Origin of the sequence: uncultured Psychroserpens sp., from assembly GCF_947500255.1 — a bacterium.
GTDB lineage: Bacteria > Bacteroidota > Bacteroidia > Flavobacteriales > Flavobacteriaceae > Psychroserpens.
The window spans coordinates 311,114-335,981 of the sequence record NZ_CANMRL010000003.1 but is presented as its reverse complement, the minus strand read 5'-3'; the positions used below and the strand labels follow the sequence as shown (position 1 = coordinate 335,981).

Below are 24,868 nucleotides of genomic sequence, written 5' to 3'. Positions count from 1 at the left end.
TCAAAAAAAGAAGGTTTTTTTAGAGAAATTATCAAAAAAGTCAAAAAAAAGACATTTTGATTAAGAATATGCTAATACCATTTTCTTCTAAAAAGACCCAGTAAAGCTTGAGGGTCTACGGTGAATTTTATCCTTATTTTTTGATCGTAATTAGGCTGTCCGATTTCCCAACCTAAATTGGAATATATTGGAAAATACAACTCAAAATAATCGGTAACCAGATCTAATTTAAGTCCAGAGTCATAAACAAATGCAGGATTGAGACCTTTATTTTTGACTAAACCAATATCACCATAAGCTTCGATATATTTCCAAATGGTGGTACTTACATTAGCTGTGGTCATCCATTGGTTTGCAAATGGTGTTTCTAATTTCGATTTAAAACCACCTTCAGCAATGATAATTTGCTGACTAAAAATTCCTGAGGATTCTGAACGTCCTAAATAATTGTAATCGAAAAGATAATCTGTTGGTCTATCTAGTGCAAAACTGAAATAGTCTGAGTCTGCTTCGGTTCTATTATATAAAAAGGTTCCAGCGAACAAACGCAAGTTGAACTGCCTATTAGATTCTGAAAGTTTACGATATTCGTAGTTCAAAGAAATTTTTCCAAATTTCTTTGCAAATTGAACATCATAATACCATTTGTTGAAGTTAACCAACCCTGGATTTGAGCTAATGTACCTAATGTTAAACACACTGTAATCTGGCTCTAGTAAATCATCAATAATTGCATTTTCACCAACTTCCCTTGAGATACTGAGAAAACGAAGGTTTAAAAACTTAGACTTATCAGATCTATAATCGTCCTTATCTCTAAAGAACAATGATAAACTTGGCGTTAGAATAGTTACAAAGGAATCTTCGGCAAATGAATTGTATTTGGCAAAGAGACCATAAGTGATGTTAAAGAGGTCTGTATTTTCAATAAAATGCGTGTAAAAAATATTACTACTTCCTGTTATGGATCTTGACTTTGTAGCATATACTGGTGATATTTTATAATTCAGCTTTTTTCTTAAAACAGTTTTATTGTAAAACTTAGCACCTAAGGTCAAGCCATCGTAAATATTTCTAAACTCCACCTGAGGCATTATAAACACTTGATTGTAGTTTGGGTCTTCTACATCTTTAATGAGCCTAAATTGAAATGGTTTGTTATTCAAAAAGAAACCATTTAGCGATCTATAATTATCTCTTAAGTTAAATTCTGGTATTGTATTATCGTAGTTAAGTACAAATTTATCTGTGCTGTCTTTAGGAATAGTAAAAGTCTTTAAGCCACTTACATTTTCAATCCACGATTTTGATGTGATTGAGTCATTACTTAAAGAAAATAGCGAAATAGGCATGTTGTTTTTTCGCTTATTCTTAATCGTAATGGTAACCGAATCTTCGGTTTGTTCGATATCTTTTATCTTAAAATCAATTTTAGTTCTCGAATCAACATAATCTTTAAAAAACCAGTTAATGTCTTTCGATGTTTTTGATTTTATAAGATTTTCAAAACGATTAGAGCTAGTGATCTTTAACTGATTCGTTTTAAGATATTCAGAGATACTATTTTCCATAATATCTTCATTTATGAAATCGTCAAGATATCGTAAACCAATACCAGCCTTGTATTTTCCTGCGATATTGGCATTAAATTTCAATAGAGAATCTTTAGACATAGTTAATGGCTGATCACGATTTGTCCTCGCCATTTGCATGAAAAATAGAGTAAACTGATCGTTATAGCCTAAATCTGCTGCATGAAATGAACGCACACCCCAAACATTAGCTAATGTACCCAGTAGTTTTGTGTCTGGATAATAGATCTCAACATATTTCATTAAGAAATAGATTTGAATACCATCTCTCAACCAATAGTCTTTTCTTGGATTAATCAATAAGATGTTTTCTAAATAATTGTTTAAAGCCGTCTTTAAAAGTTTTAACTCATATTGAAAATTATCAGGAAAAGGTCTTATGAAATTTGGTAACTGATTTAAACCGTATAATGGATCTTTCTTGTAATCATTCTTAGTAATTAACAAGCGTTCGTGAGGGTATTCTCCTAAGTGTTCAGTAATAAAACGCGTAATCTTATCAGTAATTATAGCTTTTTCTTCAGCGGTTACACCTTCATTTGAAAGATCGGAAAAAATGGTAAAATTATCAGTTTGTACAAATTTGAAATTTGAAAACTTAGTCAATATCAAATGGGTATTCACACGATTTTTTCCGTGTAAATAGAATGTTTGATTCTCCTTTGTTTGTTTGATATCAATAGTATTAAGCTCTGATATCAATTGGTAATTGAGAGGAAATTCAATTTGAAAAGTTAAATCGGCTTCTGGTATGTACAAATCATCTAAGTTCTTATTGCTATAGTATTGCCATTTTCCGTTATAAACAGAAGGCGTAATATACCAATATTTGAGGTCGAAATCTTTTTCGGGAGTGATGCCGTAACCCGTAAAACTATCGTCTGGCAGCACAAGGTTATAGCTTAGCGTAATATCATAAGATTCGTTAGGGAGCAATGGTTTTTTAAGATTTACTTTTATGATATCTGGATGCTCTTTTAAAGCAGAATGCTCAAGTTCATTGTTCGCATCATCATGCATCTTGGTAATCAAAGTAAAACCACGCTGTTCGCTTTTAGCAAAATGGAATTTATCGTTAAACTCTTCAGTAAAGCGTTTGGCTAAAGGTGTTTTTTTGGTAGAGTAGGCGTTATTCCAGTTGCTTAGATAAATTGTAGTTAAGGTATCATTACTTTCATTTTGATAAACGATACGTTGATTAATTTTTATGGTCTTAGTATACACATCTACAGAAGCACTTAGGTCAATACTATTTTGACCAAAAACTAATGTACTCCATAAAAAGAGATTAATAAGTAAGACATAATTTAGTTTCAATGCGCAACTACAAATTTTAAGGGTTCAAACTGAAATTTAGAGTTAGTAATATAATAGATACCATTTGCAAATGAGGCAGCATCTACTGTTATTAACGAATTTTTAGCGTTAACAGTTTTTACAAGTTGTCCTAAACTATTATATATCGAAAGCGATATATTGTTTTCTAAACTAGGTTTCACTTTAAGTTTTAGAGTTTCATCAACAACGTTTGTGCCAATAATAGTGATTGCATCTTCAACCAAGATTTCATTAACACTTAATGATTGATTGGTTTGGAGTTCTAATGTAACGGGAAGATGGTCGCTAAAATTGTATAATGCGTCTCTGATGGCAAAGGAAAAGTCGGCTCCAGCACAGTCTGATGAATTGATTTCTTGATTATAACACTGAAAATTTTCATTATTTCCGTACACATCATAGCTATCTGGAACAAATGTCAATTCGGGATTTGAATTCATAAATGCTGATGTCATTATAAAATCAAAACGATCATCAAAACCTCCAGTACTACCACCAAGTCCAGTTTGAGTACGTGTAGACTGGGTCATCACATCGATAAAATTTGAATTGGTATGCCAACTTCCAATACGATCTGCTGGATCCTCAAATTTGATAACATTGTTGTTAGCTGTATCTATAAGCTCTTGAAATGCAGGCTCAGAACTCGTATAGACATTAAAATCTCCAGCTAAGACAATATTACTATTCACAGGAAATGTATCAAGATAAGTTGTTAAATCATTAACCATTTGCAGACGTAAATTTTGGTTGGTGCTACCTTGTGAGGCTTTTAAATGGCAAACAATCACATCTAATATAACTGGGTTAGTATTTTGATTTACAGAGTTAAGTCTTAGCCTATAGTGATTAAAATCTCTAAAAATGGTTGTAACAATGTTTTGACTTTCTAGAATAAATTTAGAACTATCATAATATAAGAGTTGCTGTAGATCATTTTGATTACTTCCACTATCGTCAGAGGTGTTAAGTTCAAATGTAGCTCCTTGATAGTCTGGATTTATGAATTGGAGTGAACTCAAAATGGTATTAGCTCCATTAACATTATTTAATTCGCACACCATAAATAAATCTGGTCTATAATCATCCAATACCAATTCAAGGTATTGTAGACGATTAGGAACTGCATCTTCTAATGGAAAATTAAGTAAGTTATAAAACATAAGTTTAAAGTTTTCTTGCGCAGAAAGGGATTGAAACGTTAATGCGCACGCAAAAACTGTAAGACATAATTTCTTAATCATAGCGGTAATCTTGAAATTTGTTATTATTTTTTGTTTAGAAATTCGGACTTAGTCCATATTCTTTATAGAATTTATCAAGTATATTAATCACTTCTTCACCAGTATCTACAACGTGAATTAAATCTAAATCTTTAGCACTAATATTACTGTGAGCGTCAAGTAGAGTTTGTTTAACCCAATCCATTAAACCGTCCCAGAATTCTGTTCCAACAAGGATAATTGGAAATTTTTCTATTTTATTGGTTTGAATTAGTGTAATCGCTTCAAAAAGCTCATCAAGTGTTCCAAAACCTCCTGGCATCACAACAAAACCTTGCGAGTATTTCACAAACATGACCTTTCTTACGAAGAAATAATCAAAATCTAAACTTTTATCATTATCAATATAAGGGTTGTCATGTTGCTCAAACGGTAATTCGATATTAAGTCCAACCGATGTTCCTCCAGCAATATGAGCTCCTTTGTTACCAGCTTCCATGATACCTGGTCCACCACCAGTAATCACACCATATCCATGCTCTACTATTTTAGTAGCAACTTCTTCAGCTAGTTTATAATACTTATGATCAGGCTTTGTTCTTGCCGAACCAAAAATAGAGACGCATGGCCCAATTTTACTTAGCTTTTCGTATCCATTTACGAATTCGCCCATGATTTTAAAAATTGCCCAAGAGTCGTTTGTTTTTATCTCATTCCAACCTTTGTGATGTTGTTCTTTTCTCATATATGTTTTGTCTTTATTTTAAATTTATATCAACCTGCTAATTTAGTTCTTTTTTAAGAAACTTCGCAGTGTAACTCTTTTTATCTTTTATAATATCTTCGGGAGAGCCTTTAGCCACTACGTTTCCACCACCTTGACCACCTTCATATCCAATGTCAATAATATAATCTGCCATTTTAATAACATCAAGGTTATGTTCAATAATTAGAACAGTATTACCTTTATCTACGAGTTTATTTAATACTAACATTAAGACTCTAATATCCTCAAAATGTAAACCTGTAGTGGGTTCGTCAAGAATATAAAACGTATTTCCAGTATCGCGTTTGCTCAATTCGGTTGCAAGTTTAATGCGTTGCGCTTCACCACCAGAAAGTGTTGTGCTTTGTTGCCCAAGAGTAATATAACCTAAACCAACATCTTTTATAGTTTTAAGTTTTTTATAAATTTTAGGAATATGTTCAAAAAAGTCTACAGCTTCGGAAATGGTCATATCCAAAACATCGCTTATCGATTTACCTTTGTAACGAATTTCTAAGGTCTCTCTGTTAAAACGCTTGCCTTGACAGGTTTCACATTCGACATAAACATCTGGAAGAAAATTCATTTCTATCACTCTTAAACCTCCTCCTTGACAAGTTTCACAGCGACCTCCTTTGACATTAAAACTAAAACGTCCTGGTTTGTAACCACGTATCATGGCTTCAGGGATTTTCGCAAACAAACTTCTTATTTCGCTAAATGTTCCAGTATAAGTCGCGGGATTGCTTCGCGGTGTCCTACCAATAGGAGATTGATTGATGTCAATTACTTTGTCACAATGCTCTAAGCCTTTAATGCTCTTATATGGCATTGGTTTCTTCACACCATTAAAGTAATAAGCATTCATAATTGGATACAGCGTTTCATTGATAAGTGTTGATTTTCCACTTCCTGAAACACCAGTAACCCCTATCATTTTTCCTAATGGGAATTCAACCGAAACGTTCTTTAAGTTATTACCTGTACAACCTTTAAGCTCTATTTTTTTACCATTTCCTTTTCGACGTTTCTTCGGAACAGGAATCTCTTTCTTGCCATTAAGATAATCTGCTGTTAATGTGTCATGTGTTAGAAGTTCAGCCGGATTTCCAATGCTTATGATTTCACCACCATATTTACCCGCTTTAGGTCCAATATCGATTACATAATCGGCACGCTCAATCATATCTTTATCGTGCTCTACAACAATAACCGAGTTTCCAATATCTCTAAGTGAAATCAAAGAGTTGATTAGTTTTTCATTGTCACGTTGGTGTAATCCAATACTTGGTTCGTCTAAAATATAGAGCACACCAACCAATTGTGATCCAATTTGAGTAGCCAGTCTAATACGTTGTGCCTCGCCACCAGACAATGATTTTGAACTACGATTGAGTGATAAGTAGTTGAGTCCAACATCTAATAAAAATTGTAATCGGGCTTTGATTTCTTTTATAATTTCTTCGGCAATTTTAAATTGCTTCTCACTAAGATTTTCATTGATAGCATCAAACCATTCCGCAAGATCAACAATATCTTTATGTGCAAGCTCAGCAATATTTAAACCATTAACCTTAAAGTATAACGATTCTTTTCTTAAGCGAGACCCTTCACACGTTGGACATTTCACTTTGTCCATATAATCTTTTGCCCATCGTTTTAAGGATGTGGTTTCGGCATTTTTGTACTGATTTTCAATAAAGTTAGCAACACCTTCAAAATCTATTTTGTATTCGCGAGTAACACCAAGTGTTTTGCTTTCCACCGAAAATTTATCATTACCACCATACATGATCATTTGCTTAGCTTCTTCTGGGATATCTTTGAAGGGGTCTGTTAAACTAAAATCAAAACGCTGTGCAATGGTTTCAAACTGTTTGAAGATCCAACTATTCTTTTGTGGTCCATGAGGCGCTAACGCTCCTGTTTTTATAGAAATTGTATCATCAGGAACTATTTTATTTTCGTTCACTTGATATAGCGTACCAATACCATTACAAGTAGGACAAGCACCTTTTGGTGAGTTAAATGAGAAATTATTTGGTTCAGGGTTTGGATATGAAATCCCAGAAGATGGACACATCAAATTTCTACTAAAATAACGTGTTTCTTCTGTGTCATGATCAAGTACCATAAGCACGTCATCACCATGATACATGGCTGTATTAATGGTTTCTGTGAGACGTTTATCGTTATCATCTGAGTCATCAATTTTTAAACGATCAATAACAATTTCTATATCATGTGTTTTATAACGGTCTAGCTTCATGCCTTTTTCAAGGTCACGAACCTCTCCATCTGTTCTTACTTTTACAAATCCTTGCTTCGCAATTTGTTCAAATAACTCGCGATAATGACCTTTACGAGAACGTACAACAGGTGATAGTACATTGATGCGCTTTCCTTTATAACTTTCTTTAATGAGTTCTTTAATTTGATCATCACTATAACTCACCATTTTTTCACCAGAATTGTAACTATAAGCATCACTAGCACGTGCATAAAGTAAACGCAAGAAATCGTAAATTTCTGTAATAGTACCAACAGTAGATCGAGGTGATTTACTCGTTGTTTTTTGTTCGATGGCAATCACAGGAGAGAGTCCATCAATTTTGTCTACATCTGGACGTTCTAATCCACCAAGAAACTGACGTGCATAGGCAGAAAACGTCTCGATATAACGACGTTGTCCTTCTGCATAAATGGTATCAAACGCTAATGATGATTTACCGCTTCCAGACAAACCAGTAATCACTACCAATTGTTCACGTGGTATAGTAACATCAATGTTTTTCAGGTTATGCACTCTGGCACCTTTTACCTCAATAGCGTCGTCAAATGTGCTCATATATGGTATTGAAATTGTGTGGTTAAATAGCAAAGTTGCAAAGGTACTGATTTTAAGCTTAAAATGTAAGCTTGATTCATTTAGGGGTATGTTAAAAGTTTGTTCTAATTTCCATCGTGTTTGTCGTTAAAGCTTATTCGTTTTCCTTACCTTGTTTCCCAAAATTTTCATTAAAAACAACTATGGGATTATTCGATTTTTTTAATAAGAAAACTAATAAGAACACATCAAAAGAACAGCCGTTGGAAACTTCAGAAAATGAACTTTTCAAAAAACTACAACCTTACTATGCTTATCTAATGTGCTATACAGGAATGCAACAACAAGGTAATTATGCGCCTATCTCTGCTTATGAAAAACCAAATGGCGATATTATTGGCTTCTTATATGTTTTTGATGAAAGTGGTGCTTATTCATTAAATTCTGATGCTGTTGTGGAACTTATGGAAGCACGTTTTGAAAAAGAGCTTGCAGCTAATGAGATCAAATCTTATGCGATATTATATCATTCAGAATTTGATGATACTAATAATAGCCATAAAGTAGCGCTTCAGGATGATGAATTTAAAGCCATTTCAATTGCTTATAATTTTACTAATTTAGAGAAAGGACATATTGCTATGGCATATGCTTTTGATGAAGAAGGAGTTAATTATCACGGATTAGCTGGCTACACCAATGAGGAGAATAATGCAGTTTTTAAAACGCAATTAGAGCAAAAGGATTATTTCCAAGATAGAGCAACTATGGAAATTCCAACAACTACAAATGATATTGGACTCACTATAACCAAATCGAACATTCATGGTTTAAATAATACATGGAGTGGAATTTTTGGGTTTAACAGATTTAATAACAAAGATGGAAGTCAAATTCTTAAAGAATATTTTGCATTGGCTATGACAAAAGCAGAAGGTGATCTAGATAAAGGTATTGTTACATCTAGTATAGAATTTAAAGATATTGATTTCAAAGGTGTTTTGCAGCGTGGAGAACCAATGACCTTATTACCTATTGTTAAAACCGACTATGTGATTGATGTTGAACATCGTGACATTCAAGAATGGGAAAATGTTGACAATCTAGAAGCCATTGTTTCGGGTAAAGCAAGAGATACGTTTGGTATTTGGTATTATGCCACAGATTATGCAAAAAACAGACAGCGTTATCTCACCGAGAAAAACTTGAATATGCATATTAGTGGTATTGCATTTGTTTTAGATATCCACACCAAAGATGAGTCTAGTGAGGTGCCTTATAGTGATGAGTTTACAGCCTATTTCCCTAGTAAGGATGTGCCTAATTTTGGTTGCTTTGATTTTATAGGAGAAGTGGAAGATTTCAGAGAAACCAGTGTATTAGATGATGATAGTTTAAAAGGCTTTATCATGAGTGTAAGATTAATTACCAATGAAGAGGTAAAAGATTTCTTTACAATAGATATCTACGTGACACCAGAGAACATGCGATTTGAAACCTTAACTAAAGGTTTAAAAGTTACAGGAATGTTCCAAATGCAAGGCTGTATTGCTAATTGATAGTTAATTAAACACGATTGGACTTGATGATTTTGTACAAGAATCATCGACTTGTGCCATTGGATTGTTTAAAAAGCTGACGGCCATTTGAAAGAAACAAGAATTCATCGGACAATGACCATCTGTTGGAAAAATCACGTGACTTGAATTTTTTAATGACTTTGCTGCTTTTTCTGCATTTGAAGGTGGTGTGATAGGATCCCATGCACCACTTACTAATAATGTTGGAATATCGGAAACTACAACACTCATTTTAGTATTTGAATTGTTTTCAGAAGGCCATAGCTTTATAACCTCTGGATCTGAAGCAAATAAACTTATACCTTTAGCCAAGCTTGGATGTTTTTTTTCATCCTTAGCTATGAATCGTTTATTTTTAAACGTGCCTTCGTCTTTAACGTTTACAGACCAATATGTTGCAACATTTATCACACCTAAGCGCGATGCAAAAGCTTGAATAGACTGAATTACAGACTGTGAGTCGTTTGTTTTAAAAGCCATTATAAATGATGGTACTTGAGCTATAGTTTGTCTATCGTATAATAGTTGTTGAATCAATAATAGAAAGTCTTGCTTGTTTATCACAAGCTCGTCTCCATCAATCATAAACGATTGCCCTTTACTATCTAATTGCTTGCAAATGGCTTCAAAATCCTTTTTTAAGTTTGGGTATTTATTTGAGCAATTTTCATCATTTTCACAAGTATCAAATAGTTTTTCTAATGAACGATTCAAATTGGTGTAAATATTTTCATAGAGTCTTATTTCCAAAGGAAATAGGCCAGAGAGAATTGATGCTCTGATACTATTAGGATATAATTCCATGTATTTTAAACCCAAACGCGTACCATAAGAACCACCAAATAAATTAAGTTGCTTATAGCCCAAATGCTGTCGTAAAGCTTCAAGATCTTTAGCGCTTTGTGCTGTGCCAAATGCTGTTTTGAAGTTTGGATCGTTTAAGGATTTCATACACTCAGAACTAATACTTAAAAGCGTTTCATCTTCGTTATCTAAAGACAGGTCTGCAGTCATTACTTCTAGAAATGAAGCACTTAAATTAGGGCAGATCTCATTTGAAAATCCTATACCTCTTTGATCATACATTATAAAATCACGATCTGGATCAAGCGCCAATCCACTAAACACATTGGCATAAGGCAATACACTACCTCCTGGACCACCTTGAATAAAAACGAGGGGATCATCTTTGCGGTTTTCAGATTTTGATGCAATGACGATGTAGGCGATTTTTGTTGTGCCAACCTTTTTAGCGTCCCAATTATTTGGAACATCAACATAACCACAACGATCATGCGTTATAGTGATTTGTTTTTCAAAAGGACATACATGTTGTTTTTCTTGAGACTGACAGTTAAGTGCGATAAAGCCAAATAGTGTAAAAAATAAATGTTTGAGTTGCATAGTTGTTAGGATTAAAAAACCTTTAGTTTTTGAGTTGGTGATGTTATAAAATTAGTAAATCTTAAGCTTTATTAGTATCATTGTTATGCAAAAATTAACATCAAAACAATAGACAACATATGCAATTATTAGGAATAGGTTCCAGAATTAACCACAGCGAATTTGGAAAAGGCGTTGTGACTAACGTGACTTCAAAGCATTATTGGGTAACTTTTATTGATAAAGGATTAGAGACCATAGATATTGATAGCGATTTTGAAGTGATTGAAGCTTGTGAAGATGATGTGGATACAGTAAGTTTTGCTGAAGTAGAAAGTAGCCTTGTTCATATTTTAAAGCGTTGGAGTGATGTTTCCGAAGTGATACCAATTGCAGATAAATGGAAAGGTGGAAAATTGGTCATGGAACCAGGTGATACAAGTTTACAAGGAAAGGAGCTACCAATCAATCAATTCTTTCATAAGATTACAATGGTTAGAGACCGTTTGCGTGTGATGGAACAAAAGATCAATTCTAGTAAGAATTTAGATGAACAAGAAAAGATAGATTTACAGCAATATATCACACGTAGTTATGGAAGTCTAACGACGTTTAATGTATTGTTTAAACTGAAATCTCAACAATTTGTAGGGCAGAAATCTAAATAGTTTCAATTTTTGATTTCTGCATTAATCCTGAATATTTGACCAGATATTTTTTTTGACTCTATATTTAGCTTTATCGGTAGAAAGCCAAGACTGATAGGTGGTTGACCTCCAGCTGATGCAAAAATCCATAAATCATCTTCAATCCAGAAGGAATCATAAATATTAAATTTCTGAATGCCAATAAGGTCAAAAGTTCCTGAAAGATTAGTCTCATTATTTAATATTAACTTAGCTTTGAGGTCATTTTTTCCAATTTTAATGTCTAAATTGTAATTATATGTAGTTTTTGGCTTAAATTCTTTAATTGATTTTCCATCTATTTCTGCAAGAAAACGCCTCGCTATTGTCTGAAATTCTCCACGCTCAATAGGCGCATTCCTCATATTAGAAACAATAGCAATAGATAGTTCTTCTTTAGGAAAAACCATTAGACCACAAGTACTTCCAGGTGTCTTTCCGTCTCCCCAAAAGACTATTCTGTCCTCCCAATCATTACGTAAACCCCAACCTATGCCTTCTTTGGTGTATAATGAGTCGTTGATTTTTCGTGGACTTGTGAGTTCGGTTAAATCTTTTTTAGAAAAGAGCTTAGAAGAATATGTATGTGCCATACCAAACTTAACAAGATCTTTTGCTGTTGATAAATAACCACTCCCAGCCCATCTTCCGCTTAAATTAATATGAGGGGCGTGTTCTGGTTTTCTGTTAGTATTATATTGATAAAAAGCGGTTCTACCTTCAATAATCTTTTTATGATTGTCAACTTCGGTATGTGTCATTTTCAATGGCTTAAATATGATATCGTTCATAGCTAAAGGAAATTCTTTATTTGTTGCCTTTTCAATCACAGCGGCAAGGACTGTGTAGGCATAACTTGAATAGGTGACATTATCGTCTGGTTTATGTTTTAATGAACGATTCTCAAATTTTTTTAATGCTTCCTTTGTTGAATTATAGTGATGAGTATCAAGAGCATCTTGTACATCAATGTAATGACCAATTCCGCTAGTATGTTGGGCTATTTGTCTAATAGTTATAGTTTTCCAATGGTTAGGAACTGAATCTAAGTATTTAGAGATGTAATCATCTAAGTGTATTTTACCTTCTTTATGGAGTTTAAAAATTGCAGTGCCTGTAAAGAGCTTTGAAACACTTGCAATTCTAAATTTGCTTGAATCATTTGTTGGAATTTGATGTTCTAGACTGATTTTACCAAATGACTGATTCCAAATGATTTCATTTTTATGTGAGACAGCTATTGAAAGACCAGGAATATTGCTTTGTTTTACTAGCTGTTGAATTAGTCTTGAATTTGCTGAAATAGCTTTTTCAAATTGTTGACTTTGACTATAGTTGCAGGTTAAAAAAAAAGATAATAAAAATGGTACTAGGTTCTTCATAATTTGATTGATAGTGAATTAAAACATCAAATGTAATAGGAAGATTTATACAATAATTGTAAAAAAGCAAACAACAGATTGGCATTTGTAGAACTAAGTAGTAAACGGAAAATATTCTAGTATGAAATTATCATCTTTTTTAAAAAATGATGCTGGGGTTTCCTCCATAAAACTATTAAAGTCATGTATGAAATGAGATTGATCAAAATAATTGAATTGAAGCGCTAATTGAGTTAAAGATATATGCGGTTGTTTTTTCTGAACATGCACTAAACTTCGCATTCTAATTACTGATGAAAATTGTTTAGGACTTAACCCAACATGTTCTTTAAAAATTCTTTCTAAATATTGCGTACTAATGCTAAGCTTATCAGCCAATGTTTTGATTTGCATAGTTCCCTTAGTTCGGAAAATAAAATCACAAGCAAGATATAAACGTTTAGAGTAATCTTTTTTCTGTTTAATACTTTCAACTAAGTACGATTCAATGATATTAATACGCTCTTTTGTTGAATTGCAATTTAGCATACGCTGTTCTAAATTTGATAGATTTTTATTATTCAAATCTGAAATCAAAGTAACTTTATTGCTATATATATTTGCGCTATCATATATGAAATACTTTGTTGCCCACGGAAAAACTTTTACTTGAAAAAATTCTAAGGCCTCATTTGGCAACATTTGAATTTTTTTATTGCTTTGACCAATTAAAAAACCTGTATGTAAATTATTTGATTCATATTGTCCAGATGATTTTAAAGATAATGAACCGTACTTAGAAAAATAAATTTCAACAAAACCATCTGGTAGAGCAGAACCATTAAAAGGAAAATCAGTTCTATTATTTATTGTAACAGTAGCGTAGCCAGCAATATAGTTGCTTAAGTATTTTGAAGGCTTAATGTGGCAAATTTCCATGTGTTGAATTTAATAATTCATAAAGCATGTTTGACCAAATCAAATGTTAAAAAATCGATGTTTGAGAATGAGCTTCAGAAAACAATTTCTATTTACATTTTTCTAAAATAAGCCTTTCTAATTAAAATGATATATATAATTAAAGGAGCTAATACACAGATTACTACAGAAGTGGTTGTATAATTACTTCCAATACTATCAAAGCCTCTCAAGAACTCAGCAGAAGCATCGAATGCCATATTAGAGAATTCTGAAAAATCTTTTATGAATAATAATGCTAGTATTATAATTGCTATGAAGCCTATCTTAAAAAAATGTTTGCCTCTAATTTTATCAATAAGAAAAGCCCATGACAATGGAATAACAATAAACCAGATGATGATATTTATCTCTTTATAGCTAAAGCCTGTAATTCTTGATAGAAACATAAGGAGTTTATATGTAAGATCAAATATCTCTTTCATAAACTCTTAATTTTTTGATTATCATTTTAGTTTGAAAAGGCAATGATTTTAATACTTTACATAGTACATTAACTCGTCTTTTAACATGTTTACCAATTCTTCAGAAAATTCATGCTTAACATCATTTAAAGCTATAGTGCCATGTTCACCAAGAGCAAGCGTATCTGTTGGTTTTGATTTATAGTTTATCAAAATTGAAAACCTTGCGTCCATGAAACGTCCATCTTCTTTAGTTGATTTTAACTCTGAAAACTTCTTTTTGAAGGTATTTAAAAAGAATCTATTTTTAATTGTCTTTTGAAACACATGTCCATCATGTTTGGCATACATATATCTTAATTCCATATCTTGAATAGACCTATGGATAGATACTCCAGCACTCATAAATACAACATCCATGTTGGTGATGTCTCCATCCTTTAGTTCTAATTGTTCGGTTTTAATTCCTTCAATATCCAGTCCTAAAACCAATAGTTTATGAAATGTAGGTAACTGCACACCAGTTTCAGTTGTGGTCCAATCGCTCCATGAGGCTTCGAGTCCGTCAATAGGTAAAATGTCTACCCACATTTGATAGCTTGTTGGTTTTCCATTATCATCAAAATGCCATAAATAAGAATCTCCCGGAGTGGAACCACCATTCGTATAGGTCACTAAAAGGGCATCTTTATCATCTTCGGTTTTTACCAGTCGGCGTTCGACACCTTCATCAAACACTTTATATGGCGCTACCAACCAAAACGTGTCATTATTAAAAAGACCTTCAGCCTTATGAATATAATCATGAACTTTCTCACCTGTATAGAGTTCTTCAGAAACATAAACCTCAGAATTATCATGGTTACTAAGATTGAGGTCAACTCTAATATTTTTCCAGTAGACCTCACAAGTGTTTTCAGCTTTATTCCATTTAAAATGATGACGCTTTTTAAACGTAAATTCAATATAATCGGTTGCTTTATACGCATCATGATTAAGCGCATCGAGCATTCGTATGGCTAATTTATCTGCTGCTAGGCCTTTCTCACCAGTGGGTAGGTCTTCATTGTATTTAAAATACATAAAGGCAAAGAATAGGAGGGAAGGCAGTGTGAAAAAAATGATCACACCTCCTATAATCTTAAGGATTTTTTTTGGTTTTGGCACTTTATATTTTTTTACAAATGTAGGTAATTAGCTTAATTTCTCTTTAATGCCTTTTGCCAACATAAGCGCTGCAGGTTTATGATGTCTAAACCACAATTCTGGTTCAATAAGTTCCAATTCTGAAAGTGCAATCTTGCCTTCATTGTCCTCAAAAATATCAACTCTGGCATAGATAGGTAATTCGGCACAGGCTTTTACTGATGCCTCAGCAAAAGCAATTTCTTCATCAGTAGGTTTATAATCTTCAATACTTCCGCCAAAATCATCCTGAACTCTAAAATCACCAGCTTTTGCCTTTTTCAGAATGGCATGAGTAAACGTACCATTGAAAACCATCATAGAAATCTCTCCTTTACTTACAATATTATATTGAAAAGGTTGCAACATCATTGCTTCATTAGCAATCAATTCTTGAAAAACAGTTTCGTACTCATGTAAATTATCAGGATTTAATTTATAAGTGTGTCTGGCAGCACCAGAAACACAGGGTTTGAGTACTGTTTCTTTCCAATTAAGAATATCATGAAGCTGCATTAGTGTTACTTGAGCACCTCTTTCTATGAAATGGCTTTCGGCAATATGAACACCATTACTTTGTAAATCTAAGAGGTAATGCTTATCAATGTTCCAGCGAATGATTGCTTCAGAATTTAATAATGTTGTTTGTTTGGAGACAATTTCCAGCCATTTTGAAAACTCATCAAAACGATCAAAATAATCCCATGTCGTACGAAACAATACCGATTTGGTTGTGGACCAATCAAAAAACATATCATCCCAAGCGAGGCGCAAAGTTTTCAATCCTACTTGCTCCAAAGCGTGATAAACCAAACGATCTTCATAATAAACATTGTGTTTATAGTCATCAGTTTTTGAATCGTTGAGGTAGCGGCTATCAGTGAGTATAACCACATCAAAAATTGTCTTCAAATTAGTTGTCGTTTTTATAACCTTTAGGACGCATAGATCTTATAGGTGGTGCAGGTTCAGGCTTTAATTCAAACTCATTATTTTTCAATGCTTTCATGGCTTCTTCGACGGCACGTTCTAATTGTGGGTCTTTACCTTGAAGTACTAATTTTGGATGCTGAATCACTTCAATATCTGGAGCAATCCCTTCACCTTCAACAGCCCAATTTCCGTCGACATCATAAAATCCGCCACGAGGAGCCACCATACGTCCACCATCAATAAAACGAGGTGTATCCCAAGTTCCAACAAGTCCTCCCCAAGTTCTTGTGCCAACTAAGGGTCCTATATCTGCCATTTTGAACATGTAAGGCAATAAATCACCTCCAGAACCAGCACGCTCATTGATGATCATTACTTTTGGTCCCCAAATTCCTGCCATAGGAGTCGTCCATGGTCTGTTACTTTCGGTCTTACTATTAAAATATCCGAAGAGTTTACGATTCATAATATCAATCATATAGTCGGCAGCAGAACCACCGCCATTGTTACGTTCATCAATAATAGCTCCCTTTTTATCTTGTTGTGAGAAGTAATAGCGATTAAATGATGTGAAACCACCACCACCTGTATTAGGCACATAGATATAGGCTAATTTGCCGTTAGAAAGTTCATCAACCTTACGACGATTGCCTTCAACCCAATCGACGTAACGAAGGTTACGCTCACTTCTTACCGGTTTAATGAGATGGGTTTTTGCGCCATCCATAGAAGGTTTATTATTTATTGTGATATTGATTTCGCGACCAGCAGTTTGTTCAAGTAGTTGATACGGATTGACATTTGCAGATACATTAGTACCATTGATTGCTAAAATATAATCACCTTCATTGATATTCATTCCAGGTTGAGCGAGAGGCGCATCGGTACCAGGATTCCAACGTTCGCCAGAATAAATTTTTGTGATTTGATAATAACCATTGGCTGCTTTTATATCTGCACCAATTAAACCAACAGGAACAAAACCTACATTTGGCATATCACCACCAGACACATACGAATGTCCGATAGCAACTTCACCACTCATGATATCGACAACATAATTCAAATCGGTTCTATGACGAACATGATCAATCCATGGCGAATACCATTTATACACATCGTCCCAAGGTGCACCATGTACATTATCTACATAGAGAAAGTCACGCATATAACGCCATCCTTCTTTAAAGATTTGTTTGTATTCCTCTTTAGGATTAACCTTAATTTTAAGGTTGGTAGCGATCTTATCTTTTGAAACATTTGGTTTTCCTTTTGTCCCAGAAATAGCCCATTGTCCGCCTTTATTTATGAGTATAGAATTTCGATCTTCAGAAACAATCATTTGCTGAATACCATCTGCAAAATCTTCAGCTTTATCTTTTTCAGTATCATAATTATGAATTTTCACACCGTTTCCACCATCAACAGCTTCGGCAACAAAGACATGACCTTTTGGTGCTTTAGCCAAAGCAACATAATTGCCATTAGGCAGACTTAGTGCAACAGCTCTATCAAATAAACCATTAGTATCAATAGTCACAGTTACACCAGTGGCTTTATCTTCTTTTTTATCTTCGGAAGCTTTATCATCCTTTTTCGTTTCTTTTTTTACTTCTTCTTCATCTGTTTTGATATGATTAGGTGCTTTATCAGAAGCACTTAATACTACAGCATATAAACTACGTGTTGTTTCTGGGTCGTACGAACTCATGTCTAACCAACCTGTTGCCAAACCGTAATTAGTACTTGCCAATGTATACAAATACTTTCCAGAAGCATCCCAAACAGGACTAATGGCGTCTGCAATAGGATCGGTAATAGGAATTACCGTTTTTGTGTCGACGTTATAGGCATATATAGATTTAAAATTGCTGTTATTTTGTTTGGCATAAGCAATCCATTTACTATCTGGAGACCAAACAGGGTTCATTGAACGGTTTGGGTGAGCATAACCTTCAGTATCGGCCTTAACAGCTTTCTTAGAGTCTAAATTCATGACCCAAATATTGAAATCGGTATCTGTATAAGCAATGTATTTACCATCTGGAGACCAATCTGGTTGAAAGTAAAACGTATTATTTGGGAGTTTGATGCTCGATTGGTTTTGACCATCTTGATCAGCAATAATCATTTGATATTCTCCACTTTTATCAGAAAACCAAGCGATTTTATCCCCTTTAGGTGACCATATTGGAGCACGATCGGCAACTCCTGAAGAGTTCGTTAAGTTGCGCCATGTACCATTTTCTTTTGGTACTGTAAAAATATCACCACGATGCTCAAAGACAGCACGCTTTCCTTTAGGAGAAACATTAGGATTTGTCAATTGTCTGCCAGATACATTTTCCCATCGCGTACGTGAGAAGTTTAAATCGGCTTTAACATCAATGTTTAATGTTTGTGTTGTCCCATTTGAAGGGTTGAGTATATGCAGCATTCCACCTTGTTCATAAACGATCATACTGGAACTAGCATCTAAGCTTTTAACATCGAATTTTTTATGAAACGTTAGTTGTTTTTCGGTTTTTGTTTTTGGATCAAATGACCAAATATTACTGGTATAATCGCGTTCAGACAAGTAGTAAACGATACCATTTAACCAAACAGGATACAAGTGACGTTCTTTATCTAACTGAGGTGTTGTAATGAGATCTTTGGTCTTTAGGTTGACAATCCAGATTGGCATGGCTTGACCACCGCGATAATTACGCCATTCTGCATCCCAAGACGTGATTGGTGTATATGCTATATGTTTTCCATCTGCTGAAATTTCACCAAAAGCTGCTCGAGGAATATCCATGGCTTTTGGCAATCCACCTTTGGTAGATACTGTGAAAAATTTATTGGTTTGTGTAGGGCGACCTTCACGATTAGAACGAAATAGAATATCGCCATCTGGTGTCCAGCCTTCAACAAAATCACCAGCAGAGTGATAAGTAAGTCGTTTAGGTTCTCCACCTTGGCTCGGAATAATAAAGACATCGAAATTTCCGTCGTACTGTGCAGAGAACGCAATCCATTTTCCATCGTTGGAGAAGTGCGGACTCAATTCATAACCATCATCACTTGTGAGTCTTATGGCTGTTCCTCCAGAAGTTGATGCTTTCCATAGGTCATTAGCATAAATAAAGACCACATCGTTTCCATGTAATGTGGGTTGGCGTAATAGTTTGGTTTGTGCAGAAGCTACAATAGTGCACATGCCTAAAAAGGCGATGAGTAATCGTTTCATGTTGTGGTTGGTTTTAACGGATGTTAATTATAAACCTAAAGATACGAAAATGAAAAGAGGGTTTTAGCTGGGAATTGTTAAAAAGCAAATTAAGGCTGTAAAATCATTTTGCTCCAGCCGTTCTGTTCTTTTGTATATAATTCTCTGTAATGAAATCGATTGCTTTTGAATTCCATAAATTCAATACGCTTTGGGTCTATATAAAACCCAGACCAATCATTTGGTTTGGGGACGTCGGCATTTTTGTATTCTTTTTTTTTCTTTTCAAATAAAGAGGTCAAGTCAGTTATATTATCAATTTCAATACCTTGCTGACAGATGTGACTCACTATTTGGGCTTCTTTATGTCTTCCTTTAAAATAAGTATCGGCAAGTGTGTGATCAATTTGAGAAGCATCACCTTGAATTCTTATTTGCTGTTGAGTCTCTGGCCACCAAAATGTAAGGGATGCCTTTGGGTTAGCTAATAATTCTATTCCTTTTCTAGAGGCGAGTGATCCAGTTATCACAAACATATTCTCAATGATTTCTTTAAGGGAAACAAATCTCGAGTTGGGATAGCCATCACTACTCATTGAGGTTAAGCAGCAAGCTGAGGGGAGTTTGTTAGTAGACATTTTTGTATATGCCGTATGCCATTGCTTAAATTTTTCTAGTGGGTTCATATCCATTTATGGTCGATATTTTTATTTTCTAGTTATTAATTAGAATTCGTTTTAGATAATTTTTCAGCTTTTTTATAATATAAAGAGGATTTTCTTTCCTTTTTTAAAGCTTTGTAGGTGTCACCTAAACCATAGAGAGGTTGTACAGCGTTAGGATGCTTTTCTGCCAAGAGGTTGAAGAGGTCAATGGCTCTATCATACTGTTTGTGTTTTAAATAAAATTCAGCAATTGAGCAAGCCCTACTTACTCTCAATCTGGACATAAAATCTGTAGGTTGAAATGTATTGACTAATTTATCAAATTGTTCAAAATCATCAGCTCTCATTGCATTTCTTGTAATGCTAAACATCGTCCAATCTGATAGTTCGGCTGGAAACCCATATCTCGAAGCGCGTTTTTGATAATAACTGTATACGCTCTCCAGTCCGCCAGCATTCAAAAACTCTTTAAGTGTATTGAATTGTAATTCGGGGTAATACTCAAAATATGTAATCATACCATGATAGAGTGTAGAAAAGGGAGTTGATATATGTTCTTCACCTATGAATTCTCTAAAATTCCATCTCATAGATTCTGGAGCCTTGTTTATTAAGAGCTCATTTAATGCAATAGTTCCATCTCTAACAACACCTTCATTTATATCGGATGTGAAGTACAATAGCTTATCAAAATTTGTGTTGTGAGAAATCAAACTATCGACTGCATTTATTTTTTCGCTTGCAGGAAACGGACTAGCTGCAATGTATGCATTAAACAAGTTTGGTTTATTGATCAAGGCTTCTATGGTAAAGCCACCTGCATAAGCCCATCCAAAAAGAAGACGATCCTCAGACGTTCGATAGTTAGTATCTACGTATTGAATGATGTCTTGTTCTATAGCATTTAAAAAGGTTTTAGCATTGGAACTGAAATTTCTATTTCTTTCAGATTGCTTTTTAGTAATTCCGACAATAATAAATTCGGGAGTTTGCCTAAATCCGACAAAGGTTTTATGCAAACTTACAGCATGTAAAAAATAGCGTTGTCCATCTAATACATAAAGAACAGGATAGGTGTTATCGGTTTCTTGATAGGAGTCTGGTAGAAAAATTTGAATTTCTCGGTTTTCTTTGAGTATTTCTGATTTGAGAGTTATAGTTTCACCAACGTTAGTATTTGTTTTTATGATTTGACTATATGTTGTTTGTACCAACATAGATATTAAAATGAAAAAGAAAAATTTAGAGTGCATGGTCGTTTAATAAAAGCTGACGTACTAATTTAGAAAAAAGAAAACGGCAATACGTTAAATTCACAGAATTTTAAGAGTACACAATCCTCATGATCAACTCTGCTACATTTTTTTGTTATGACAAGAGATAGATATGGTATTTCTTTTTTACTAATATTTTTTCACCATCACGATCGGGAAAGACCGTGATGCTCCGCTTATTATATATAGCACGTAATTGTTAGTATTGCTAAGGAACTAATTTAGCAAACTTTAATATTAAACTTTATGTGTTCTACTTTTAGGTTACCAATATCTAAGTGCTTTACCATTTTCTAAATATTCTTTTAGGGATTCGTGAATAAGGTATTTCCATCCTCCAACAAAATTGTCTCTTTTAAAGTCAGGGTTTGTGAATGTTTCAATCCCTTCGTGTATGAGCTTTACTTTGGTTTTTTTGCCATCAGATGATAATTTGAAGGTCACAAAAGATATTCCGGTATAGCCTTCATATGCCCATGAGAACTTGAGCTTTTTATTTGGAATGACTTCCAATACTTCACATAAATGCATATATCGCTTGTCTTCTTCGCCACCTTCAAAATGAAACTTACAGCCCACTTCTGGTTTGAAATCGGAGATATCAAAATACCATTTTTTCATTAATTCCTTTTCGGTGATGGCACGCCAAACAAGTTCTAATGGCGCATTGAATTCTTGTTCAATTATTAATGGTTTATTATCCATGATTGTTGTGTTTATAATTTGTCATTAGGTTTAGATTGTAATTCGTCCAATACGATGTTAAGTTGATTAAACTTCGCTGTCCACATTTTTCTAAAAGGTTCAAGCCAATCGGCGATTTCTGTTAGTTTTTGAACGTCGAGGTTACAGTGACGTTCCCGACCTTCTTTTTTTATAGTGATGACACCACATTCTTGAAGATATTTAATATGTAATGATACTGCTTGTCTGGTCATATCAAACTTATTTGCCAGTGCGTTGACATTTTGTGATTCATTTGTAAGCGACATAAGTATGCTTCTTCTTGTAGGATCTGCTATAGCATTGAAGACATCTCTTTTCATAATTTTTATTTAATAAGCAAGTGATTACTTGCAAATATATACGAAAGTATTTACTTGCGCAATTTTTTTATTAAGAAATGTATGTAGTGACTAGGAGTGTTGTTAATTTTTACTAACTGTAAATTACAATGTATATATGAGTATAATTTTATTTCTATCTCATCATAACACTACTGGTAGAGGATATATCTGGGTGGTTTTAATCCATTAAGCCGCATATAAACTAGCATTTGACCTCTGTGATGCGTTATATGATCAGTTAGTAATAGTAAAATTTGCCTTTTTGTTCTATTTAAGCCTAAATAGTCTAACCTGTCTTTAAGTTTAGTGATGTCAAATTTTGTAATAAACTCAATAGTTTTATTAAATGTTTTGTCAATTGTGGCAATCATCTCTTTTTTAGATTTTTTGGCTACCTTAAGTTCGGTGTCAGTATTCCAATCTCTTGCCTCGCGTCCACCCAACAGCGATTGGCAATGCCAATCCATAGCCCAGCCTATATGCATTAAATTTTCAGCAAAACTCATTGATTCTGGTGTTGCTTTAAAATTATATTTGTCTTCGGGCATAGTCTCTGCGACAAGAATTAAATATTTTCGGGAGTTTTCCAATCGTTCTAAATAGTCTGTGATAAACTCATTTTGTTGGGCAAACAGTGGTGATATAAATGAAGAATATAAAATTATTGAAGTTAAGGTCAATAGGTGTTTCATTGTATTTAGTTTCATTGCGTTTTTAATTTATCAAGTTGATAATTATATTCAGATAGGTTAAATTCGAATGGTCCAAATTTGGAATAATCCCAGTGATTATAACTTTTCTTGCCTCTATGTAATTGCTCAAAGTCAGTCCAAATAATTTTGTTATTAATAGTTTCAATTCTGGTCATGAAAGACCAGCATCCCCAAACACCACATTCACAATCAAGAATGTCAGATTTATTGTCTTGAGAGTTAGAGTTATCAGGAGCATTGAGTAAATTTTTATAAAGAGTTGATGGGCTAAGCCCTTCATATTGTCCAGCTATATCTGGGCTGCCTTCTTTTTTTGCTAAGGGCTTTTCGAATTCGACTAATAACTCGATCAAATCAGTTCCATCGATTATAATTTTCGCTACTGATTTATTTAAGCCATCTTTTTTAGTTACCAGAACTTTGATTTGAAGTTTGTTCATTCTTAAATTAACTTCGACGTTGTTAGTTGTTTTTTTTATCTCTTAATTTTCTTTTCAAAGTTGCTAAATATATTTTTGTAATATCTCCAATTGATCCTAATTCTGATTTTTGATTTAGAACATTTTGATAGGTGAGTATTGCATTTTTAAAATCCCCTTGTAAGTGATAAGACCACGCGAGAAAAAACATTGCTGGAATATAATTTACATCCTTTGATAAGCAGTATTTAAAATCAGACTGGGCCGATTTGTACTTCTTTAAACCAATTTTATTTGCTCCTCTTTCCCATATTAAGGCAATATTTAATGAATCTTTATTGATTAAACGCGTTAAGGAATCTACGTTCTTTTGAGTAACGCCTTTCTCCATATTTTTTTTCATGAACGAGCTTAATTCCGAAGTATATTGATAATAAGAATCACAATCATTAACCAATTGTTCTTGTATGTCGCCATAAAACTTTTGACCATAGGCGTAACCATAAGCATAGCCATCTTCATATAATTCACTCTCTATAATAGTGGTATCTATATCTTTGATGATATAGTCGGTAAATTCTTTTTTGTTTGCCTCTAGCGTATTGGTAATACATTTTTTAAGAAGGGATAGATTGGTGTCTTCAGATACTTTTTTTATGTTGTTATCAAAGCATTGACAAAAATCGGTAACAAATTTTTCTTTAAACGTCTGTGCATCAGCCGAAACAGAAAGTATAAGTATTAAAAATATAAGTCTGTACATATATGGCTAATATTGTTTGAAGGCAAGTTAGTAAAAAAGAACGAGGAGCATTGAAATTTAGTAGAATTCAACGAGTTATATTAAACACTATATTTGGTGATCAAGATTATCCCAGCCACAAGTAATTTTAAATACACTTTTGATTAATTTCATTCTGAAGTTTATTATTGTTTATTCAGCGAATACTTCATAATGAATAACGTTTTCGGGAAAATCGATTAAATAATTTTTATCTTCAGGGTAGTATTTGGCTTTTTCAAAATCATTACCAGCAAACCCCTTAATTACATCCATATTTTTCCAAAAAGTGATTAAGTCAAAATATGCAAAATTATGATCTGTTCGTTTTAAAAAAATTAATTTAATAAATCCATCAACCTTAGAATAATCAGGTATTGCTCTGACTTTCATAAAATCAGTATATTCTTCCAAATGCTCAATTTTCGTTTTTCCTTTCCAGATTCTTGCAATCATTTGTTTTGAGTTTTATTGTCTACTTA

The 24,868-nt window shown here is 33.6% G+C and carries 21 protein-coding genes; 2 read left to right on the top strand and 19 right to left on the bottom strand.

Features of this window, described 5'->3' with window-relative positions; all coding sequences use genetic code 11:
- Positions 1–71 precede the first annotated feature (71 nt).
- Genes Q0783_RS10900 through uvrA form a run of 4 tightly spaced genes read right to left on the bottom strand, consistent with a single transcriptional unit; the run spans position 72 to position 7,767 of the window.
- Positions 72–2,909, bottom strand: coding sequence for a metalloprotease (locus tag Q0783_RS10900; RefSeq protein WP_298895080.1), 2,838 nt, complete (start codon positions 2,907–2,909; stop codon positions 72–74).
- Positions 2,906–4,174: a T9SS type A sorting domain-containing protein gene (locus Q0783_RS10895; RefSeq protein WP_298895078.1), complete on the bottom strand. Its 1,269-nt coding sequence runs from the start codon at positions 4,172–4,174 to the stop codon at positions 2,906–2,908. Before Q0783_RS10895 ends, Q0783_RS10900 begins: the two co-directional genes overlap by 4 nt.
- A 34-nt stretch (positions 4,175–4,208) precedes the next feature.
- Positions 4,209–4,898 (bottom strand): TIGR00730 family Rossman fold protein, encoded by a 690-nt coding sequence (locus Q0783_RS10890; RefSeq protein ID WP_298895076.1) that lies wholly within the window; start codon positions 4,896–4,898, stop codon positions 4,209–4,211.
- Positions 4,899–4,935: 37 nt separating this feature from the next.
- Positions 4,936–7,767, bottom strand: coding sequence for an excinuclease ABC subunit UvrA (uvrA, locus tag Q0783_RS10885; RefSeq protein ID WP_298895074.1), 2,832 nt, complete (start codon positions 7,765–7,767; stop codon positions 4,936–4,938).
- 182 nt (positions 7,768–7,949) lie between these two features.
- Here uvrA and Q0783_RS10880 point away from each other — a divergent pair, with 182 nt between their 5' ends.
- Positions 7,950–9,305, top strand: a complete 1,356-nt coding sequence (locus Q0783_RS10880; protein ID WP_298895071.1) for a hypothetical protein — start codon at positions 7,950–7,952, stop codon at positions 9,303–9,305.
- A 3-nt stretch (positions 9,306–9,308) separates the two neighbouring features.
- Here the strand turns inward: Q0783_RS10880 and Q0783_RS10875 are convergent, their stop codons facing one another.
- Positions 9,309–10,730 carry an alpha/beta fold hydrolase gene (locus tag Q0783_RS10875; RefSeq protein ID WP_298895069.1) on the bottom strand — a complete coding sequence of 474 codons (1,422 nt, stop codon included), beginning with the start codon at positions 10,728–10,730 and terminating at the stop codon, positions 9,309–9,311.
- A 119-nt stretch (positions 10,731–10,849) separates the two neighbouring features.
- Between Q0783_RS10875 and Q0783_RS10870 the strand changes: the two genes are divergently transcribed.
- Positions 10,850–11,377, top strand: a complete 528-nt coding sequence (locus Q0783_RS10870) for a hypothetical protein (protein WP_298759572.1) — start codon at positions 10,850–10,852, stop codon at positions 11,375–11,377.
- Between the two features lie 2 nt (positions 11,378–11,379).
- Here Q0783_RS10870 and Q0783_RS10865 read toward each other — a convergent pair whose 3' ends face one another.
- The 14 genes from Q0783_RS10865 to Q0783_RS10800 form a co-directional block, all read right to left on the bottom strand.
- Entirely contained in the window at positions 11,380–12,777 is a 1,398-nt protein-coding gene (locus Q0783_RS10865) for a serine hydrolase domain-containing protein (RefSeq protein WP_298895067.1), read from the bottom strand.
- A 93-nt stretch (positions 12,778–12,870) separates the two neighbouring features.
- A complete protein-coding gene (locus Q0783_RS10860; protein WP_298895065.1) occupies positions 12,871–13,695 on the bottom strand; it encodes a helix-turn-helix domain-containing protein in 825 nt (274 codons plus the stop codon).
- Between the two features lie 92 nt (positions 13,696–13,787).
- A complete protein-coding gene (locus Q0783_RS10855) occupies positions 13,788–14,159 on the bottom strand; it encodes a hypothetical protein (RefSeq protein WP_298895063.1) in 372 nt (123 codons plus the stop codon).
- 48 nt (positions 14,160–14,207) lie between these two features.
- Complete coding sequence (locus Q0783_RS10850; protein ID WP_298895062.1) at positions 14,208–15,305, bottom strand: hypothetical protein; 1,098 nt, start codon at positions 15,303–15,305, stop codon at positions 14,208–14,210.
- Between the two features lie 27 nt (positions 15,306–15,332).
- Positions 15,333–16,235 carry a hypothetical protein gene (locus tag Q0783_RS10845; protein ID WP_298895060.1) on the bottom strand — a complete coding sequence of 301 codons (903 nt, stop codon included), beginning with the start codon at positions 16,233–16,235 and terminating at the stop codon, positions 15,333–15,335.
- Between the two features lies 1 nt (position 16,236).
- A complete protein-coding gene (locus tag Q0783_RS10840) occupies positions 16,237–19,488 on the bottom strand; it encodes a S41 family peptidase (RefSeq protein WP_298895058.1) in 3,252 nt (1,083 codons plus the stop codon).
- Positions 19,489–19,577: 89 nt separating this feature from the next.
- A complete protein-coding gene (locus Q0783_RS10835; RefSeq protein WP_298895056.1) occupies positions 19,578–20,153 on the bottom strand; it encodes a pyridoxal 5'-phosphate synthase in 576 nt (191 codons plus the stop codon).
- Between the two features lie 35 nt (positions 20,154–20,188).
- Positions 20,189–21,349 (bottom strand): alpha/beta hydrolase-fold protein, encoded by a 1,161-nt coding sequence (locus Q0783_RS10830; protein ID WP_298895054.1) that lies wholly within the window; start codon positions 21,347–21,349, stop codon positions 20,189–20,191.
- Positions 21,350–21,670: 321 nt separating this feature from the next.
- A complete protein-coding gene (locus Q0783_RS10825) occupies positions 21,671–22,111 on the bottom strand; it encodes an SRPBCC domain-containing protein (RefSeq protein ID WP_298895052.1) in 441 nt (146 codons plus the stop codon).
- A gap of 11 nt (positions 22,112–22,122) precedes the next feature.
- Positions 22,123–22,452 (bottom strand): metalloregulator ArsR/SmtB family transcription factor, encoded by a 330-nt coding sequence (locus tag Q0783_RS10820; protein ID WP_298895050.1) that lies wholly within the window; start codon positions 22,450–22,452, stop codon positions 22,123–22,125.
- Between the two features lie 170 nt (positions 22,453–22,622).
- Positions 22,623–23,165 (bottom strand): DinB family protein, encoded by a 543-nt coding sequence (locus Q0783_RS10815; protein WP_298895048.1) that lies wholly within the window; start codon positions 23,163–23,165, stop codon positions 22,623–22,625.
- 11 nt (positions 23,166–23,176) lie between these two features.
- Positions 23,177–23,626, bottom strand: coding sequence for a hypothetical protein (locus Q0783_RS10810; protein ID WP_298895046.1), 450 nt, complete (start codon positions 23,624–23,626; stop codon positions 23,177–23,179).
- 22 nt (positions 23,627–23,648) lie between these two features.
- On the bottom strand, positions 23,649–24,368 hold the full coding sequence (locus Q0783_RS10805; protein ID WP_298895044.1) for a hypothetical protein: 720 nt from the start codon (positions 24,366–24,368) through the stop codon (positions 23,649–23,651).
- Positions 24,369–24,539: 171 nt separating this feature from the next.
- Positions 24,540–24,842, bottom strand: a complete 303-nt coding sequence (locus tag Q0783_RS10800; RefSeq protein WP_298895042.1) for an antibiotic biosynthesis monooxygenase — start codon at positions 24,840–24,842, stop codon at positions 24,540–24,542.
- Positions 24,843–24,868: the final 26 nt, after the last annotated feature.